At 66.6% G+C, this 16,923-nt stretch carries 16 protein-coding genes; 6 read left to right on the top strand and 10 right to left on the bottom strand.

Annotated features, from left to right (window positions below):
* Nucleotides 1-8 precede the first annotated feature (8 nt).
* Nucleotides 9-2,144 carry a 3-hydroxyacyl-CoA dehydrogenase NAD-binding domain-containing protein gene (locus tag DIE02_RS21640; protein ID WP_124486546.1) on the bottom strand — a complete coding sequence of 712 codons (2,136 nt, stop codon included), beginning with the start codon at nucleotides 2,142-2,144 and terminating at the stop codon, nucleotides 9-11.
* A gap of 244 nt (nucleotides 2,145-2,388) precedes the next feature.
* On the opposite strand from DIE02_RS21640, the gene DIE02_RS21635 reads away from it, so the two are divergent.
* Together DIE02_RS21635 and ggt are read left to right on the top strand one after the other, a co-directional pair.
* Complete coding sequence (locus DIE02_RS21635) at nucleotides 2,389-3,351, top strand: LysR family transcriptional regulator (RefSeq protein ID WP_124486547.1); 963 nt, start codon at nucleotides 2,389-2,391, stop codon at nucleotides 3,349-3,351.
* Nucleotides 3,352-3,422: 71 nt separating this feature from the next.
* Nucleotides 3,423-5,315, top strand: coding sequence for a gamma-glutamyltransferase (ggt, locus tag DIE02_RS21630; protein WP_124486548.1), 1,893 nt, complete (start codon nucleotides 3,423-3,425; stop codon nucleotides 5,313-5,315).
* 61 nt (nucleotides 5,316-5,376) lie between these two features.
* Here ggt and DIE02_RS21625 read toward each other — a convergent pair whose 3' ends face one another.
* From DIE02_RS21625 to tauA, 3 genes are read right to left on the bottom strand one after another with little or no spacing between them, the layout of a single operon-like run.
* The gene (locus tag DIE02_RS21625) at nucleotides 5,377-6,342 is read right to left on the bottom strand and encodes an ABC transporter permease (protein ID WP_124486549.1); all 966 of its coding nucleotides are present in this window, start codon (nucleotides 6,340-6,342) and stop codon (nucleotides 5,377-5,379) included.
* A complete protein-coding gene (locus DIE02_RS21620) occupies nucleotides 6,342-7,139 on the bottom strand; it encodes a taurine ABC transporter ATP-binding protein (RefSeq protein ID WP_044846750.1) in 798 nt (265 codons plus the stop codon). The genes DIE02_RS21625 and DIE02_RS21620 overlap by 1 nt, the downstream gene beginning before the upstream one ends.
* Before the next feature lie 40 nt (nucleotides 7,140-7,179).
* Nucleotides 7,180-8,196, bottom strand: a complete 1,017-nt coding sequence (tauA, locus tag DIE02_RS21615) for a taurine ABC transporter substrate-binding protein (RefSeq protein ID WP_124486550.1) — start codon at nucleotides 8,194-8,196, stop codon at nucleotides 7,180-7,182.
* 372 nt (nucleotides 8,197-8,568) lie between these two features.
* On the opposite strand from tauA, the gene DIE02_RS21610 reads away from it, so the two are divergent.
* The 3 genes from DIE02_RS21610 to DIE02_RS21600 are packed head-to-tail and all read left to right on the top strand — an operon-like array spanning nucleotide 8,569 to nucleotide 10,712.
* The gene (locus tag DIE02_RS21610; RefSeq protein WP_124486551.1) at nucleotides 8,569-9,120 is read left to right on the top strand and encodes a PAAR domain-containing protein; all 552 of its coding nucleotides are present in this window, start codon (nucleotides 8,569-8,571) and stop codon (nucleotides 9,118-9,120) included.
* Nucleotides 9,117-10,031, top strand: coding sequence for a glycine zipper family protein (locus DIE02_RS21605; RefSeq protein ID WP_124486552.1), 915 nt, complete (start codon nucleotides 9,117-9,119; stop codon nucleotides 10,029-10,031). The genes DIE02_RS21610 and DIE02_RS21605 overlap by 4 nt, the downstream gene beginning before the upstream one ends.
* A gap of 12 nt (nucleotides 10,032-10,043) precedes the next feature.
* A complete protein-coding gene (locus DIE02_RS21600) occupies nucleotides 10,044-10,712 on the top strand; it encodes a hypothetical protein (RefSeq protein WP_124486553.1) in 669 nt (222 codons plus the stop codon).
* A gap of 134 nt (nucleotides 10,713-10,846) precedes the next feature.
* Here the strand turns inward: DIE02_RS21600 and lipA are convergent, their stop codons facing one another.
* The 3 genes from lipA to DIE02_RS21585 form a co-directional block, all read right to left on the bottom strand.
* The gene (gene lipA / locus DIE02_RS21595) at nucleotides 10,847-11,839 is read right to left on the bottom strand and encodes a lipoyl synthase (protein WP_124486554.1); all 993 of its coding nucleotides are present in this window, start codon (nucleotides 11,837-11,839) and stop codon (nucleotides 10,847-10,849) included.
* A complete protein-coding gene (lipB, locus tag DIE02_RS21590; protein WP_044846753.1) occupies nucleotides 11,832-12,587 on the bottom strand; it encodes a lipoyl(octanoyl) transferase LipB in 756 nt (251 codons plus the stop codon). Before lipB ends, lipA begins: the two co-directional genes overlap by 8 nt.
* An 83-nt stretch (nucleotides 12,588-12,670) precedes the next feature.
* Nucleotides 12,671-12,997, bottom strand: coding sequence for a DUF2917 domain-containing protein (locus DIE02_RS21585; RefSeq protein WP_044846777.1), 327 nt, complete (start codon nucleotides 12,995-12,997; stop codon nucleotides 12,671-12,673).
* 102 nt (nucleotides 12,998-13,099) lie between these two features.
* On the opposite strand from DIE02_RS21585, the gene DIE02_RS21580 reads away from it, so the two are divergent.
* On the top strand, nucleotides 13,100-14,089 hold the full coding sequence (locus DIE02_RS21580; protein ID WP_044846754.1) for a transcriptional regulator GcvA: 990 nt from the start codon (nucleotides 13,100-13,102) through the stop codon (nucleotides 14,087-14,089).
* Here the strand turns inward: DIE02_RS21580 and DIE02_RS21575 are convergent.
* The 3 genes from DIE02_RS21575 to DIE02_RS21565 are packed head-to-tail and all read right to left on the bottom strand — an operon-like array spanning nucleotide 14,073 to nucleotide 16,675.
* Nucleotides 14,073-14,381, bottom strand: a complete 309-nt coding sequence (locus DIE02_RS21575; protein ID WP_044846755.1) for a YbeD family protein — start codon at nucleotides 14,379-14,381, stop codon at nucleotides 14,073-14,075. The two genes, DIE02_RS21580 and DIE02_RS21575, sit on opposite strands and share 17 nt — an antisense overlap.
* Nucleotides 14,381-15,307 (bottom strand): D-amino acid aminotransferase, encoded by a 927-nt coding sequence (locus DIE02_RS21570; RefSeq protein ID WP_124486555.1) that lies wholly within the window; start codon nucleotides 15,305-15,307, stop codon nucleotides 14,381-14,383. Before DIE02_RS21570 ends, DIE02_RS21575 begins: the two co-directional genes overlap by 1 nt.
* A gap of 48 nt (nucleotides 15,308-15,355) precedes the next feature.
* Nucleotides 15,356-16,675, bottom strand: a complete 1,320-nt coding sequence (locus DIE02_RS21565; protein WP_124486556.1) for a D-alanyl-D-alanine carboxypeptidase family protein — start codon at nucleotides 16,673-16,675, stop codon at nucleotides 15,356-15,358.
* Between the last annotated feature and the right edge of the window lie 248 nt (nucleotides 16,676-16,923).

Here is a 16,923-nt window from a genome sequence, read left to right as displayed (position 1 = left end):
GTGGGCGTTCAGTCGATACGGTTCAGGCTCGCGAAATCCGCGCCGCGCCCGACCAGCTCGACGAGCAGCGGCGACGGTTTCCAGAACAGCGGATCCTCCTGCGCGAACGCGCGGATGTCGGCGAGCACGTTCGCGAGGCCGACCGTGTCCGCGTAGTGCATCGGGCCGCCGCGATGGCGCGGGAAGCCGTAGCCGTACAGGAACACCGCGTCGACGTCGAGCGGGCGCAGCGCGATCTTCTCGTGCACGACGTTCGCGCCTTCGTTGATCATCGCGGCAAGGTAGCGGCGCAGGATCTCGTCGCCGGTGAACGTGCGCGGTGCGATGCCCTTCTTCGCGCGTTCGTCGGCGACGATTGCCTCGACTTCCGGGTCCGGCGTGCCGACGCGCGCGCCGTCCGGATACAGGTAGTAGCCGCGCCCCGTCTTCTGGCCGAACCAGCCGCGCTCGCACAGCCGGTCGGAAATCTCCACGTAGCGCGCGCGCGGGTCGCGCGTGGCCGCGCGGCGCTTGCGGGTCGCCCAGCCGATGTCGCCGCCCGCGAGGTCGACGACCTGGAACGGCCCCATCGGGAAGCCGAATTCGCGCACTACGCGATCGATCTGGTACGGCGATGCGCCGTCCTCCATCAGGTAGTCGGCCGCGGTGCGATAGACGACGAGGATCCGGTTGCCGATGAAGCCGTCGCACACGCCGGCGCGCACCGGCGTCTTTTTCAGCTGTTTGGCCAGCGCGAACGCGGTCGCGACGACGTCATCGGCGACGCGCGCCGGCACGACGATCTCGAGCAGCTTCATCACGTTCGCCGGCGAGAAGAAATGCAGGCCGATCACGTCGGCCGGCCGGTCGATGCCGGCGGCGAGCTCGTCGATGTCGAGATACGACGTGTTGGTCGCGAGCACCGCGCCCGGCTTGCACGCGCGCGCGAGCTCGGCGAACACCGCCTTTTTCACGGCCATGTCCTCGAACACCGCCTCGATCACGACGTCGGCCTGCGCGAGCGCGTCGTACGACGTGCTGCCCTTGAAGCGCGCGAGCCGCGCCGCGTGCGCGGCCGGCGTCATCCGCCCCTTCGCGACGAGCCCGTCGTACACCTTCTCGACATGCGCGCGGCCGCGCGCGAGCGACGCTTCGTCGCGTTCGATCATCGTCACCGGCAACCCGGCGTCGAGTGCCGCGACCGCGATGCCCGCGCCCATCGTGCCGCCGCCGACCACGCCGATCCGCTCGACCGGGCGCGCGCTCGCGCGGCGCGCCTCGGGCGCCTTCGCGGCCTCGCGTTCCGCGAAGAACGCGTGCACGAGGCCCGCGCGCTGCGGGCTGTCGACGCACTGCAGGAACAGGCTGCGTTCGAGCTTCATCCCCGCGTCGAACGACAGCGTGAGCGCGGCCTCGACCGCGTCGACGATCTTCGCCGGCGAGAACAGGCCGCGCGACTTCTTCGGTAACTCGGCGCGCGCCGCGTCGATCGCGGCCTGCGCGGCCGCGCGGTCGGCGAGCCCCTGCGCGTCGCGCGTGCGCCGAGCCGGCGCGCCGAGCGACACGAGTTCCTGCGCATAGGCGAGGCCTTCGGCGAGCGTGTCGTCGCTGTGCGCGACGCGATCGACGAGGCCGAGCGCGAGCGCTTCGTCGGCGCTCGCGTGACGCCCCGTCATCATCAGGTCGAGCGCGGCCTGCGCGCCGATCAGGCGCGGCGCGCGCTGCGTGCCGCCCGCGCCGGGCAGCAGGCCGAGCGTGACTTCGGGCAACCCGAGCTTCGCGCCGGGCACCGCGAGCCGGTAATGCGCGGCGAGCGCGACTTCGAGGCCGCCGCCGAGCGTCGCGCCGTGCAGCGCCACCACGACCGGCTTCGCACTCGACTCGATCCGCTCGCAGACGTCGGGCAGCGACGGCGGCACGGGCGGCTTGCCGAATTCGCGGATGTCGGCGCCCGCGATGAAGTTGCGGCCGGCGCCGACGATCAGCACCGCGCGGATCGCGGCGTCGGCCTGCGCGGCGTCGAGCGCGTCGGCGAGGCCGCGCCGCACATCGGCGGACAGCGCGTTGACGGGCGGATGGTCGATCGTGACGACGAGCACCTTGTCGCGCCGTTCGCGCGCGACGGTGCCGGTCTGGGCGGGTTCGGGGGAAGCGGTTGAATTCATCGTGTCTCCATTGCGGTGCGCCATGCGGGCGGGACCGGTCGCCAGGCCGGCGAGCGGCGCCGCTTCCCGATCCCGCGCGGCGGGAAACGATCCGGCGCATGTGCCGGGCATGACTCGATTCTCGATTGATCGAGATTCATTGACAATTCCCGCCCGGCTTTACAAGCTGTCAAGTCTGGCTTGACATTGAATGCTTTCGGACCGCTTCGGGTCCTTAAGCGGGACGGATCAGGAGACACCGGGCATGGACCTGAACGCGCTGACGCTGCTCGTCGAGATCCTCGACGCGGGCAACCTGAGCAAGGCCGCGCAGCGGCTCAAGATGAGCCGCGCGAACGTCAGCTATCGGCTGAACCAGCTCGAGCGCTCGATCGGCCAGCAGCTCGTGCGCCGCACGACGCGCCGCATCGAGCCGACCGAAATCGGGCTGAAGCTGTACGAGCACGGCCGGCGCATCCGCAACGAGCTGCTCGCCGCGCAGGAATCGGTGACGACGCTCGGCCAGGACCTGCAGGGCCGCGTGCGGCTGTCGGTGCCGAGCGGCTATGGGCAGATGGTGATGTCCGACTGGCTGCTCGCGTTCAAGCGGCTGCATCCGGGCATCGTGCTCGACGTGGTGTTCGAGAATCGCGTGGAGGACCTGATGCGCGACGAAGTCGACATCGCGATCCGCGTGATGTCCGAGCCGCCGCAGAACCTCGTCGCGCGCGACATGGGCGCGGTGCGCTACGTCGCGTGCGCGTCGCCCGCGTTCGCGGCCGCGCACGGCATGCCCGCGAGCCTCGGCGCGCTGGCCGCCGCGCCGGTCGTCACCGCGACGGTGCTGGGGCGGCAGCTGCGGATCGCCGCGTACCTCGGCGACGAGCGCCACGAGGTGCTGCTCGAGCCCACGCTGATTTCGGAGAACTTCCTGTTCCTGCGCCAGGCGATCCTCGCCGGAATCGGCGTCGGCATCGTGCCCGACTACGTGATGCAGGACGACATGCGGCGCGGCACGGTCGTCACGTCGCTCGACGCGTATCGTCTCAGCATCTTCGGCACGCACATGTACATGCTCTACATGCCGAACCGGCACCACACGCGTGCGACCGCGACGTTCATAGAGTTCATCCTCGAACAGGCCGGAAAGGCCGGCCGGGGCGGGCCCGGCGGGATGCGTCAGGGTTTCCTGTCGGATGACAATCCGCCGGCCGCACGGCGACAATAGCGCGCCGTCCGTGCGGAGCGCGTGCCGCGCACACGCCGCCTCCTTCGAATTCACTGTTGCCGAGGGTTTCAATGTTCGACCGGATCCGTCCGCATTTGCGTCCCCGGACGCTCGTCGCCACGCTCGCGCTCGTCGCGCTCGTCACGTTCGTCACGTTCGGCGCCGGCTGCACATCGCCGTCCGCGCCGTCGGGCGCCGTCGTCCCGGTCGCTGCCGCATCGGGCGCCGCGGTGCCGCTGCCCGGCGTTCACGCGCCCGAACTGGCGTCCGGCTGGACCGACAAGCCGGGCTGGACCTCGCAGCGCTTCATGATCGCGGCCGCGAACCCGCTCGCCACGCAGGCCGGCTACGAGATGCTGAAGGCCGGCGGCACCGCGATCGACGCGGCGATCGCCACGCAGATGGTGCTCGCGCTCGTCGAGCCGCAATCGTCGGGGCTCGGTGGCGGCGCGTTCATGCTGTACTTCGACGGCCGTGCGACGCAGGCGTACGACGGCCGCGAGACCGCGCCGGCCGCCGCGACCGACCGGCTGTTCTACGGCCCGACCGGCCAGCCGATGGGCTTCTACGAAGGTGTCGTGGGCGGCCGTTCGGTCGGCACGCCGGGCGTGCTGCGGATGCTCGACGCCGCGCACCGCGCGCACGGCAAGCTGCCGTGGCGCCGGCTGTTCCAGCCCGCGATCCGGCTCGCCGAGCACGGCTTCACGATCAGCCCGCGCCTCGCGATGCTGATCGCGAACGACAAGTACCTGATGAACGACCCGGCCGCGCGTGCGTACTTCTACAACAAGGACGGCACGCCGAAGGCGGCCGGCACGGTGCTGAAAAACCCCGCGCTCGCGACCGTGCTGCGCCAGGTTGCCGATCGCGGCGCGAATGCGTTCTACACCGGTGCGATCGCGCGCGACATCGTCACGAAGGTGCGCAAGCACCCGACCAATCCGGGCCTGCTGTCGCTGCAGGATCTCGCGCGCTACAAGGCGAAGGTGCGGGCGCCGCTGTGCACCGACTACCGGCGCTCGGTGGTGTGCGGGATGCCGCCGCCGTCGTCGGGCGGCCTCGCGATCGCGCAGATGCTCGGCATCCTCGAGGCGATGCCCGACTGGCAGCAGATCGGCGCGCAGAAGCCGGTGCGCAACGAAGTCGGCTACGAGCCGACGCCGTTCGCCGCGCACCTGTTCAGCGAAGCGGGACGCCTCGCGTATGCGGACCGGGCGCGCTACGTCGCCGATCCGGATTTCGCGCCGCTGCCGGGCGGCAGCTGGGCGAGCCTCGTCGACCGGACCTATCTCGCGCAGCGCGCGCGCCTGATCGGCGACACCAGCATGGGCGTCGCGCAGGCCGGCACGCCGCAGGGCGCGACGCTCGCGCTGGCCGACGACCGCAGCCCCGAATTGCCGTCGACGTCCGACATCGCGATCGTCGACCGCTACGGCCAGGCGCTGTCGATGACGACCAGCGTCGAGGACGCGTTCGGTTCGCGGCTGATGGTGCGCGGGTTCATGTTGAACAACCAGTTGACCGATTTCTCGTTCGTGTCGAACGAGAACGGGCGGCCGGTCGCGAACCGCGTGCAGCCAGGCAAGCGGCCGCGCTCGTCGATGTCGCCCGAGCTCGTGTTCGACCAGAAGACGAAGCAGGTGACGATGATCGTCGGCTCGGCCGGCGGCCCCGCGATCATCAACCACGTCGCGAAGACGATGATCGGCGTGATGGACTGGGGGATGACGATGCAGCAGGCGATCGCGCTGCCGAACGTCGGGTCGATGAACGGGCCGACGCAGCTCGAACGCGGCCGCGTGTCGGACGCGCTCGTCGACGGGTTGAAAGGGCGCGGGCACGACGTGCGGGTCGTCGAGATGAATTCGGGACTGCAGGGGATCCAGCGGCTGAACGTGCAGGGGCAGACGGTGTGGTTCGGCGGGGCCGACCCGCGGCGGGAAGGCGTCGCGATGGGCGAATGACGCGACTGGCACGACCGGCACGGGCGGTGCGCATGCGCCGCCCGCAGGTCTCATCCGGGCATCACCCGCGTCCCTTCCACGGCACCACCCGCCGCTCGACCCACCGCATCGCGAGATCGAACAGCCATGCGATCGCGCCGATGATCAGGATCCCCATCACGACGAGATCGGTACGCAGGAAGCTCGACGCGTTGAGTACCATCTGCCCGAGCCCGGCCGTCGCGGCGACCATTTCGGCCGCGACCAGCGTCGTCCAGCCGAACCCGATCGCGATCCGCAAGCCGGTGAGGATTTCCGGCAGCGCGGCCGGCAGCACGACATGGCGCACGATCTGCGGGAAGCTGCCGCCGAGCGAATACGCGGCGTTGATCTGCTCGACGGTTGCCGCGCGCACGCCGGCACGGGCGGCCATCGCGATCGGCGCGAAGCATGCGAGGAAGATCACGACGAGCTTCGCCGTCTCGTCGATGCCGAACCAGATCACGACGAGCGGCAGATACGCAAGCGGCGGCAGCGGCCGGTAGAACTCCAGCAGCGGATCGAGCACGCCGCGCGCGATGCGGCTCACGCCCATCAGGATGCCGGCCGGCACGCCGATCGCAGTGGCGAACACGAAGGCGCCGAACACGCGCGCGGCGCTCCACAACAAATGCTCCGACAACGGCAGGCCGCCCTGGATGCGGCCATGCCACGCGTCGACGAACGCGGCCCACACCGCTTCCGGTGCGGGCAGGAACAACGGCGGCAGCCACTGCCGGTGCGTCGCGACCCACCACAGCACGGCCAGCGCCGCGACCGTCGCCGCGCTGAGCGCGGCCGTCCGCCCCTGCCCCGGCAACCGGTAGCGATGCGATGCGCGAGCCGGACGCACCGCGTGACGCTGTTGCGTCGCGCGTTGATCCTGCCCGAACTCCGAGGCTGCTCGATCGGCTGCCGACGATTCCTGCGTGCTCATGTCGACCTGCCTGTGCAAAGTACTGATCCGGCCGCGCCCGACGGACGCGCCCCGTCGCGCGAACTCATGCATCACGCGCGCTCCGCCACCGCCTCGTCGCGATGCAGATACGCGATCAGCCGCTCGCGCCACGCGATGAATTCCGGCGACGACTTCACCGCGCGCGCATCGCGCGATTCGACGTAGCGCCGCGCGAACGGCAGCTCGAACGTCTCCGCGATCCGGCCGGGGCCGGGCGTCATTACGACGAGACGCGTCGCGAGGAACAGCGCCTCCTCGACGTCGTGCGTGATGAAGAACACCGTCTTGCCGGTGCGTGCCCACACGTCGAGCACGAGCGCCTGCATCGTGCCGCGCGTCATCGCGTCGAGCGCGCCCATAGGCTCGTCCATCAGCAGCACGCGCGGATCGCTCGCAAGCGCACGCGCGATGCCGACGCGCTGCTGCATCCCGCCCGACAGCTCGTACACGCGCGCGTGCGCATGCTTGTCGAGCCCGACCAGCGCGAGCATCTCCCGCGCCCGCGCTTCGCGTTCGGCCTTCGACACGCGTGCGAAGCGCAGCCCGAGCGCGACGTTCTCGAGCACGTCGAGCCACGGCAGCAACGCGTATTTCTGGAACACGACGCCGCGATCGGCGCCGGGGCCCGTGACCGGCACGCCGTCGACGCGCACGTCGCCGGTCGTCGGCGCGACGAAGCCGGCCATGCAGTTCAGCAGCGTCGTCTTTCCGCACCCGGACGCGCCGAGCGCGACGACGAATTCACCGGCTTCGATGCGCAGGTCGACGCGCGCGAGCGCCTGCGTCGTCGGCCGGCCGCGTTCGCCGGGATAGTCGACCGATACCTGACGGACTTCCAGCGTGCTCATGATCGAAGGGCTCCGCGACGAGAGGGCTGAACGGCCGCGCTCAGCGCGCGGCCTTCTGCACGAACTGCGGATCGACGCCGGCCGAATAGTCGGACAGCACCGTCTGGATCGTGCCTTGCGATTTGAGGAACGTGGCCGTGGCCGCGAGCGACTTCGCGGCGCCCGATTGCGCGCCGCCGCCGAGCCACGTCGGCGAAGCCTGCTCGGCCGCCGTCGGGAACGCGTAGAGCGCGAGGCTGGCCGGCACGTCCTGCGCGTTCGCGCCGGACACCTTCGCGACCGCCGCGACCTGCGGCGAACCGACCTTCCACGCGGCAGCGTGCGCGCGGTAGTCGGCGTCTGCCGCCGCGAGCACCTTCACGAAGCGCGTGACGAACTCGGGGTTCTCGCGCGCGAACTTGCGGCTCACGACGAAGCCGTCGAAGGTCGACTTGCCGCTTTCCTTCGCAACCTGGCCCGACGTCGTGAGCACGGTGCCCGACTGCTTGACCTTCGCGAGCACCGGATCCCAGATGTAGGTCGCGTCGATGTCGCCGCGCGCCCACGCAGCCGCGACTTCGGGCGGACGCAGGTTGACGATCTTCACGTCGTTCGGATTGACGCCCGCGGCCTGCAGCGCGACGAGCGTATGGAAGTGCGACGTCGACACGAACGGCACGCCGATCTTCTTGCCCTTCAGCCCGGCGACGTTCGTGACGCCCGAGCCGTTGCGCGCGACGAGCGCCTCGGCGTCGTTGATGTTGTCGAGCACCCAGAACAGCGAGATGTCGAGCCCCTGCGACAGGCCGGCCGCGATCGGGCTGGAACCGGCCTCGCCGAGCTGCACGGAGCCCGACGCGAGCGCGCGGATCACGTCGGCGCCGCTGTCGAGCTTGCGGAACGTGACCTTGTAGCCGGTCGCCTTTTCGACTTCACCGCTCGCCTGCGCATAGCGCCACGGCACGACCATGTCCTGGTACGCGATCACGACCTCGCGCGATTCGGCGTGCGCCGCGCCCAGCGCGGCAAAGGCGGTCAGCGCGACGACGGCGCGGCGGACGAAGCTGAAACGGGACATGCGACTCTCCTTCGGAATGCGGGCATTGCTGCGGGAGAGCCGACTTTACGAGCTTTGCGCGCGGCGGGAGCGAACTTATCCTGCGAAGCTATCGATGCCGTTTCAGCTTTGCTTTCCATGCTCGACCGGATTGCGTGTCCGGTCGGGTGACGATTGTGGTGCGGGGACGGGCCGTTGCCGCGCGTCGGTCGATTCGAGATCGTAGCCAACTTGCGGGACGTCTCACGCTCCGCGGATCCAGGGATGAAAAATCGGTCAAAACCACGATACTTCAAAAAAATTCGGATTACAGGGTTTTTAGTACCCGTCTAATTGCTGCGCCCAATGCCACGATGATATTTCTTTGTCCGTTGCGAAAAACGGATAATGAGCATGAAACGGTACTTGCTTAAGGTAGGCGACAAGTCAACTACGGGTGGCATCGTCATCGAGGGGGTAGACAGTTGCACGCATCACGGTACAGCCCTGACTTTTGTTGGCGCTCAAGTCGTTTGTAATGCGTGCCAGTCCACGGGTGTCATCGCGGCTCAAGGTCCTCGTTGGCCCGATCATAAGATGGGCAAAGAACAGGCTCTTGATGGCGACTTGTGCCTTTGCAAATGCCATCCTCCTCCCGTGATGATTGCCTCCCAAACCGATAGCTTTCATAGCTTCGAGTCTCACAATCTCACCGAGATGGGGTACGGACCTTCCGGGCAATCTCTGACGGAAGAGTATCGAGGCAACTGCGATGAGCGCGTGCGCGTGCTCGACGGTAACAATCAACCTGTTTGCAGTTCCCCATATCACATTCGCACGTCAGCAGGGGCGGTCTATAAGGGACTGACGGATTCCCAAGGTTACTGTCCTCGTGTCTACACGAAGGATGTGTCAAAGCTGGACATTGCAGTAGGTCTGCAAGCTCTGGAGCGGTGGGAACAATGAGCAACTTCGTCTATCGAACAACGACAAACGCTACCGCTGACTCCAAGTATGACGTGCTCGGGCATCACATGCCTGCTCGCATTTTCTTCTTTGTTACTGTTGAAGAAGTCGGCAAGGATGGCATGCTGGTCCGTCACACGTACAGCACGATCGACAATCCATATCTGAAGCAACTTGAACTCTCGCCACTTGGCGAGATGCGCGAAGTCTATCCAGAAAAATATGGTCTGTGGAGCAAGGGCGGTCCCAAAGCTCCAGGCAGTGTCGTTGACCACGTGCTGGAATACGACAAGCTAACTTCCTATGCATCTACCAGTAGCATCTATCCTACAGGCACGGGGAGAATGGCGGGCAAGACCGTGTATGTCGACATCGCCAAAGCCAAGCGAGCAGGCGCGAAGCTCGTGACAACCGATGAGATCGTTCAAGCCATCGATAAGTATGCGGCCGAGGCTCGCTCAAAAGACAAGCGGTGGGCGGAGCATATCAAGCAAAAAGTCCTGGCCATGGACAAGGAGGTTCTGGTTCAGCCACGGCCCATGGTGCCCGGTGAAGGCGTGTTCTCGCAGCGTGGCTTGGCTATCAGCCTCGGCATCGTCAAATATGCTCGTGTTGTGCGGGTTGTCGGGCTCGCTTTTACAGGCTATGACCTCTCGGTTGCATCCAATGAATCGATTCGTCTAAAGTCCATTCGTCCTCTGGAAAAGGAAGTCATTCGCCAGGCTGGCGGGTGGGCAGGTAGTTGGGCCGGCGCCGTTGCTGGAGCCAGAGTCGGTGCTACAGCGGGCGCGCTGGTCGGTGTTGAACTCGGGCCTGGCGCCGTAATAACCGGTGCCATCGGTGGCATCCTCTTTGGTGCTGTCGGCTATTTCGGCGGCTCGATGATTGCCGATCAGATTCCAGATAAATGATGAGGAGGGGATGTGTCTTTCTTCAGGCGCAAGGTTGAAGAGTTGCAAACGAAGCGGGCAGAGCGTGAAAGTCTGAAGAGTCTGGAAGACGCCTTTGGAAAGCCACTCGGTGAATTGCAAGCCATTTTCGGTTCCGGCTCGCTCGACCCAAAAAAGCAGCAACTTCCTGCCTACCCCAAGCCGATATATCAAGGCGATGCGGGTATCAATGCTTTTGGGCTGGTTCATCACGTTCAGCCCAGTCAGTTTCCGACTTTGCTCAATCTGGTGCGGCAAGGCAGACAAGAGGTTGCGTATTTTCAGTTCATGCGCGAAGTCGACGGGCAGTCGCTGAGTACCATCATCTCCGCCACATGGAGGTTTTCAGGGCGCGACGTGCGCTTGCTCTCCAACGATGTTGAACTGATTGCCAAGCTCTCGGAGCAAGGCTTCCACCCCGCCGCTCCGTGGATCACGTTGTATGAGTTTGGACCGATTCTGCATATCAGTCAGGGTGATCCTCACTACTGGCTGAACCATGTATGGGACTCGTTCTGGGAAAGCCTGAGCCTGGATGAACAGACGAGCTTTCTGGAAGAGGGCAGGAAAGAGACCGGCGCTTATATCTCAGCCGAGGATTGGGAACTGTGGGTCGAGAGTATCAGAATGCGCGATGTCCGGTTTCGCAAGCTTGAGGACTAAAAGCCCGTGGAAGCGCTGACGAAATCGCTCTTGCGCCAGAAGCCGTTGCTTCACTTCGTCAGGATATCGAGACGAAGAACTGCATAAAAAAACCCGCGTAGCGGGTTCTTTTATGCATCGAGCGTCTGGAGCAATCAGACCACCCCGGCCCCATGCGCCTGCAGATCGGCGTGATAGCTCGAACGCACCATCGCGCCGACGGCCGCGTGCGTGAAGCCCATCTTGTACGCCTCTTCCTCGTACATCTTGAACGTATCCGGATGCACGTACGCACGCACCGGCAGGTGGTGCTCGGAAGGTTGCAGGTACTGGCCGATCGTCAGCATGTCGACGTCGTGCGCGCGCAGGTCGCGCATCACCTGCAGGATTTCCTCTTCGGTCTCGCCGAGGCCGACCATCAGGCCCGACTTCGTCGCGACGTCCGGATGCAGCGCCTTGAAGTCCTTCAGCAGCTTCAGCGAGTGCGCGTAGTCCGAACCCGGGCGCGCTTCCTTGTACAGGCGCGGCACCGTTTCGAGGTTGTGGTTCATCACGTCGGGCGGCGCGGCGTTCAGGATCGAGATCGCGCGGTCGAGACGGCCGCGGAAGTCCGGCGTCAGGATCTCGATGCGCGTGTCCGGCGACTGCTCGCGCACTTCACGGATGCACTCGACGAAGTGGGCGGCGCCACCGTCGCGCAGGTCGTCGCGGTCGACGCTCGTGATCACCACGTACTTGAGCTTGAGCGCCGCGATCGTGCGCGCGAGATTCTTCGGTTCGTCCGCGTCGAGCGGATCGGGACGGCCGTGGCCGACGTCGCAGAACGGGCAGCGGCGCGTGCACTTGTCGCCCATGATCATGAACGTCGCGGTGCCCTTGCCGAAGCATTCGCCGATGTTCGGGCAGCTCGCTTCCTCGCACACGGTATGCAGGTTGTGCTCGCGCAGGATCGTCTTGATCTCGTTGAAGCGCGAGCTGCCGGTGGCCGCCTTCACGCGGATCCACTCCGGCTTCTTCAGCTTCTCGATCGGAACGACCTTGATCGGGATGCGCGCCGTCTTCGCCTGCGCCTTCTGCTTGGCGGTGGGATCGTAGGCAGCGGTCGCGGCCGAGTCGGCCGGTGCGGGGGAAGCGGTAACGTCAGTCATTCGAATGTTCCAGTGCCTGCGGCTTGTCGGCGGCCGCGGATGCGCCATCGAGGTTGGCAATCAGACGACCCACCAGCGTGTGGGCGACGTCGTTCCAGTCGGCGGCAACCTCGAGGCTCGCCATGTCGACGGTTTCCAGTCCGGCATAGCCGCACGGGTTGATCGCGAGAAACGGGCGCAGATCCATCTTCACGTTCAGGCTCAGCCCGTGATAGCTGCAGCCGTTGCGGATCTTCAGGCCGAGGGCCGCGATCTTCGCGCCTTCGTGCACGCCGGATGCCACGTAGATGCCCGGCGCGCCCGCCTTGCGGACCGAAGCGAGATTATACGCCGCGAGGGTTTCGATCACGGCCTCCTCGATCTTCGTCACGAGCGTGCGCACCATCAGCTTGCGCCGGCGCAGGTCCAGCAGCAGGTAGGCGACGATCTGGCCGGGGCCGTGGTAGGTGATTTGCCCGCCGCGGTCGACCTTCACGAGCGGCACGCCGCTGTCGGCCACCAGCAGGTGGGCCGGGTCGCCGGCCTGGCCGAGCGTGTAGACGGGCGGATGCTCGACGACCCAGATTTCGTCGCCGGTGTCGGCCGTGCGCGTGTCGGTGAACGCGCGCATCGCGTCGAAGCTCGTCTCGTAGGCCTCGCTGCCCCGCCAACGCACGGTGACCGGCACGACGGGCCGGACCGGAGACCCGGCGGGCGATTCGGAAACAGCGACAGGCGTGGACACGATGGCAACCGGCGAGACGGACATGGGCGCTAGTTTACCGAAAACCCATGCGTCTCGCCGGCCCGGGAAGGGGACGGATCGCGAGCATCCGTCGGAGGAAAGGTCGGTCAGACGGTGCGCCAGCCGTCGTGGAACAGCGCGTTCACGCGGTTGCGCAGCCGCGCCAGCGCGCCGCGCGCGACTTCCCCGGCCGGCCGCGACACCGAGAACGCGACCTGCGCGCCCTGCCGGCCTTCCGCACTGAGCCACAGCCGCTCGCCGCGACGCAGCCGGAGCGTCTCGCCGTCGACCAGGAAGTAGTCTTCGACGTCGTTGCTGCGCGTCGCCCACACCGGCCCGCATTGCACCGTCAGACGCGTGCTGCGCTGCACCTTCATCGGCACGGTCTCGCCCGCGGGGATTTCGAACGTGATGCTTGAAGAAATTTCTTGCATGATCGACTCCGCCAATAAATGCTTCGATGGCTACAATCGTAGTCACTTCAAGGCACCCGACAAAACGACCAATTTTCACGTCGATGTGAGGAAAATTAGCAAATGGACCTCCGCCAGCTGCCTGCGCTGAACGCGATTCGCGCGTTCGAAGCCGCCGCCCGTCACGAGAATTTCTCCCGCGCCGCCGACGAGCTGTACGTCACCCACGGCGCGGTCAGCCACCAGGTTCGCGCGCTCGAGGAGGAGCTCGGCGTGCAACTGTTCACGCGCAACGGCAAGCGGCTGTGCCTGACCGACGCCGGCATGCGCTACGCGCAGCAGGTCCGCACCGCGCTGATGCAGATCGCCGATGCGACGCGCGAGGTGCGCGCGAGCGACCGCGGACGGCGGCTGGTGGTGTCGATGCTGTCGTCGTTCGCCGCGCGCTTCATCACGCCGCGCATCGGCACGTTCATCGAGCGGCATCCGGAAATCGACGTCGAGTTGCAGTCCACCAACTCGCTCACCGACTTCGCGCGCGACGACGTCGATCTCGCGATCCGCTTCGGCTCCGGCAGCTATCCGGGGCTGCACGTCGAGCCGCTGTTCGAGGAAGTGTTCTTTCCGGCGTGCTCGCCGACGCTGAACGGCGGCAAGCTGCCGCAGACGCCCGCCGATCTCGTGCACTACAACCTGCTGCGCTCGGACGACGAGCTGTGGCGGCCGTGGTTCGACGCGGCGGGGCTCGATACGCTCACCGAGCCGAAACGCGGGATTCTGTACCAGGATTCGTCGAACCTGCTGCTGGCCGCGATCGACGGCCAGGGCATCGCGCTGGTGCGCCGCTCGCTCGCGGTGCACGACCTGCTGGACGGGCGCCTCGTGCGCCTGTTCGACATCGACGGGCAGAGCCCGTGGCACTATTTTTTCGTGTGTCCGCCGCCGCTCGTGAACACGCCGCGCGTGCAGGCGTTCAGGACCTGGCTGCTTCAGGAAGTCGCGGAGTACCAGCAGCTGTGCGACGAGCTGGACGCGCGGCGCGCGGCGGGGAAAACCCCCGCCGAGTGCGCGCAGGAAGGAGGATGGAAAGCGGCGCTCAGAGCACGACCTTGACCATCGGATGGCCGGTCAGTGCGCGGTAGATGTCGTCGAGCTGTTGCTGGCTCGTGGCGCGCACGGTGATCGTGAGGCCGGTGTAGTTGCCGCCGCTCGAGGCACGCTCCTCGATCTTCTCGACGTCGATCTCGTTGTCGTGGACGGCCACGACCTTGAAGATCGTATCCTTGAACTCCGGGTGCGCCTTGCCCATGATCTTGATCGGGAAGTCGCACGGAAACTCCAGCAGCGACTCCTTCCGGGCATCGATCGCGCCGGTGACCTCGATGGTTTTGGTCGGTTCGCTCATCACTTTCTCCGGGTTAGGTCAAACTGTTCAAACTCGCGTGCCTTCGCACGCTGGTACGCGTCGTACAACGCCGCGAACACGGGGCCCGGCTTGCCGCCCTGCACGGGCAGGTCGTCGAGCGACGTGACGGGCAAAATCTCCTTCGTGGCCGACGTGATCATGATCTCGTCCGCCGAGCGCAGCTCGGCTTCGCTGATCTCTCGCGCGACGAACGGAATGCCGCATTCGTCGGCCAGCTGCTCGACCAGCGCGTAGCGGATCCCTTCGAGGATCCTGTTGCTGCGCGGCGGCGCGTACAGCTCGCCGTTCTTCACGACCCACACGTTCGACGACGAACCTTCGGTCACGTTGTCGTCGCGCAGCTGGATCGTCTCGAACGCGTCGCGTTCGGCCGCATGCTGCGCCATCAACACGTTGCCGAGCAGCGAGATCGACTTGATGTCGCAATGCAGCCAGCGGCGATCCTCGGCCGTCACGCAGCGCACGCCCTGCGCGCGCTCCTCGTCCGACGGCAGGCGCAGCGGGCTCGTCATCGCGAACACCGTCGGCACCGTATTCGCCGGGAACGCGTGGCCGCGCTTCGCGACACCGCGCGTCACCTGCAGGTAGACGAGCGCATGGCCGTCGCCGAGGCCTTCCGCATTCGCGGCGACCACGCGCTCGATCAGCGCGCGCCAGCCGGCCGCGTCATGCGGATTGTCGATGCCGATCTTCTTCAGGCTGCGCGCGAGCCGGTCCAGATGCTGTTCGATCCGGAACGGCACATGCGCGCCGTCATGCGCATAAACGGGGACGACTTCATACACGCCATCGCCGAAGATGAACCCGCGGTCGAGCACCGGCACGCGGGCTTCCGACAGCGGCACCAGTTCCTCGTGCGACGACACGCTGAGGTAGACGATCGGTTCGAATTCGGCTTGGCTCATGGCAATGACAGATGGGGATGAAGTCGTGAAAACAAAGGCCCGTCGCGCTTACTTCTTCTTGCTGAACATCAGCAGGATCGAGTCCCAGATACGGCCGAAGATACCCGCTTCCGGCACGGCCTGCAGCGCGACGACCGGGAACTCCGACAGCGTCTTGCCATCGGCGACGATCTTCACGGTACCGACCTGCTGGCCTTCCGCGAGCGGCGCGATCAGCGGCGCGTTGACCTCGACTTCCGGCTTGACCTTGTCGCCCAGGCCGCGCGGCACGGTCACCCACTGGTCGCCCTTCACGCCGACCTGCACGGTGTTTTCCTTGCCCTTGTAGATGCGCGGCGTCGACATCGCCTGGCCGCCCTTGAACAGGCGCACCGCGTCGAACGCGCTATAGCCGTAGTTCAGCATCTTCATGCTGTCCTGCGTGCGCTCGCCTTCCTTCTGCTCGCCCATCATCACCGACACGAGACGCCGCTGGCTGTCGACACCCGGGATCGCGCGCTTCGCCGACGCGATCAGGCAGTAGCCGGCCGCCTGCGTATGGCCCGTCTTCAGGCCGTCGACCGTCGGATCCAGCCACAGCAGGCGGTTGCGGTTGCCCTGGCGGATGTTGTTGTACTTGAATTCCTTCTCCGAGAAGATGCTGTAGTACTGCGGAAAATCGCGGATCAGGTGCGCGGACAGCTTCGCGAGGTCGCCGGCCGTCGTGTAGTGGTTCGGGTCGGGCATGCCGTTCACGTCGGCGAAGTGGGTGCCCTTCATGCCGAGGCGCGCCGCCTCGTCGTTCATCAGCGTGACGAACTGCCCTTCGCTGCCGCCGACGAGTTCGGCCAGCGCGATCGCGGCGTCGTTGCCCGACTGGATGATCATCCCGTACACGAGGTCGTGCACCGACACCGGCTTGTTCGCCTCGATGAACATGCGCGACTCGTCGGTGCCGACGCGGCGTACCGCGACGCTCGGCGTGACGATCTGCTCCATCGAGATCTTCTTCTTGTCGAGCGCCTCGAACACCAGGTAGGCCGTCATCAGCTTCGTCAGCGATGCGGGCTCGACGCGTTCGTCGGCGTTGCCCGAGGCGAGCACCGTGTTGCTCGTCGCATCGACGAGCACCCACGAGCGCGCGTTCACGCCCGGCGGCGGCACCGCGCCCGGCATGAAGGTCGCGGGCGCGCCGGTGAACTGCTCGGCGGCGGCGGCGGCCGGCGCGGCATGCGCGGCCTTGGCCTTGGCGGCCGGCTTCGCCTCGGCGACGACGATCGTCGACGCGAGCGCGACGGGCAGCATCACGCCGAGCGCGACGTTGCGCGCGGCGGTGCCGAAGGCGATGGAAGAAGCGAGGGACTTGAGGCCTTGGGGAGACAGACGCATGATCGATTCAGGCTGATGGCAGAAAGTGCGGCGCGAAACGCGCAAGGGTTGAACGGCAAGGCGGCGGGCGTTCCGGCGTTCGTCCGACTGCGTCGGACGGCGCGAAACGCGCCGGTTGGACTCGTGCGGACGCGTTCGGTTCGCGGCCGTCGCGAGCGGGCGGACAGGCGGCGAAACGAGCGCCGCATGGGCCCAGCCGGGCCGCGGGCGACGCGAATTGCGGCCATTATACGTGGCTGCGAACGGCG

The organism is Burkholderia sp. Bp8991 (genome assembly GCF_003853795.1).
In the GTDB taxonomy this organism is placed as follows: domain Bacteria; phylum Pseudomonadota; class Gammaproteobacteria; order Burkholderiales; family Burkholderiaceae; genus Burkholderia.
Note: the sequence above shows the minus strand (reverse complement) of the source record. Positions and strands in the feature narration are given on the sequence as shown.

Excerpts from the sequence above, each read along its gene's own strand:
- DIE02_RS21640 (WP_124486546.1), bottom strand. The coding sequence starts at position 2,144 with ATGAATTCAACCGCTTCCCCCGAACCCGCCCAGACCGGCACCGTCGCG.
- DIE02_RS21635 (WP_124486547.1), top strand. The coding sequence starts at position 2,389 with ATGGACCTGAACGCGCTGACGCTGCTCGTCGAGATCCTCGACGCGGGC.
- ggt (WP_124486548.1), top strand. The coding sequence starts at position 3,423 with ATGTTCGACCGGATCCGTCCGCATTTGCGTCCCCGGACGCTCGTCGCC.
- DIE02_RS21625 (WP_124486549.1), bottom strand. The coding sequence starts at position 6,342 with ATGCATGAGTTCGCGCGACGGGGCGCGTCCGTCGGGCGCGGCCGGATC.
- DIE02_RS21620 (WP_044846750.1), bottom strand. The coding sequence starts at position 7,139 with ATGAGCACGCTGGAAGTCCGTCAGGTATCGGTCGACTATCCCGGCGAA.
- tauA (WP_124486550.1), bottom strand. The coding sequence starts at position 8,196 with ATGTCCCGTTTCAGCTTCGTCCGCCGCGCCGTCGTCGCGCTGACCGCC.
- DIE02_RS21610 (WP_124486551.1), top strand. The coding sequence starts at position 8,569 with ATGAAACGGTACTTGCTTAAGGTAGGCGACAAGTCAACTACGGGTGGC.
- DIE02_RS21605 (WP_124486552.1), top strand. The coding sequence starts at position 9,117 with ATGAGCAACTTCGTCTATCGAACAACGACAAACGCTACCGCTGACTCC.
- lipA (WP_124486554.1), bottom strand. The coding sequence starts at position 11,839 with ATGACTGACGTTACCGCTTCCCCCGCACCGGCCGACTCGGCCGCGACC.
- lipB (WP_044846753.1), bottom strand. The coding sequence starts at position 12,587 with ATGTCCGTCTCGCCGGTTGCCATCGTGTCCACGCCTGTCGCTGTTTCC.
- DIE02_RS21585 (WP_044846777.1), bottom strand. The coding sequence starts at position 12,997 with ATGCAAGAAATTTCTTCAAGCATCACGTTCGAAATCCCCGCGGGCGAG.
- DIE02_RS21580 (WP_044846754.1), top strand. The coding sequence starts at position 13,100 with ATGGACCTCCGCCAGCTGCCTGCGCTGAACGCGATTCGCGCGTTCGAA.
- DIE02_RS21575 (WP_044846755.1), bottom strand. The coding sequence starts at position 14,381 with ATGAGCGAACCGACCAAAACCATCGAGGTCACCGGCGCGATCGATGCC.
- DIE02_RS21570 (WP_124486555.1), bottom strand. The coding sequence starts at position 15,307 with ATGAGCCAAGCCGAATTCGAACCGATCGTCTACCTCAGCGTGTCGTCG.
- DIE02_RS21565 (WP_124486556.1), bottom strand. The coding sequence starts at position 16,675 with ATGCGTCTGTCTCCCCAAGGCCTCAAGTCCCTCGCTTCTTCCATCGCC.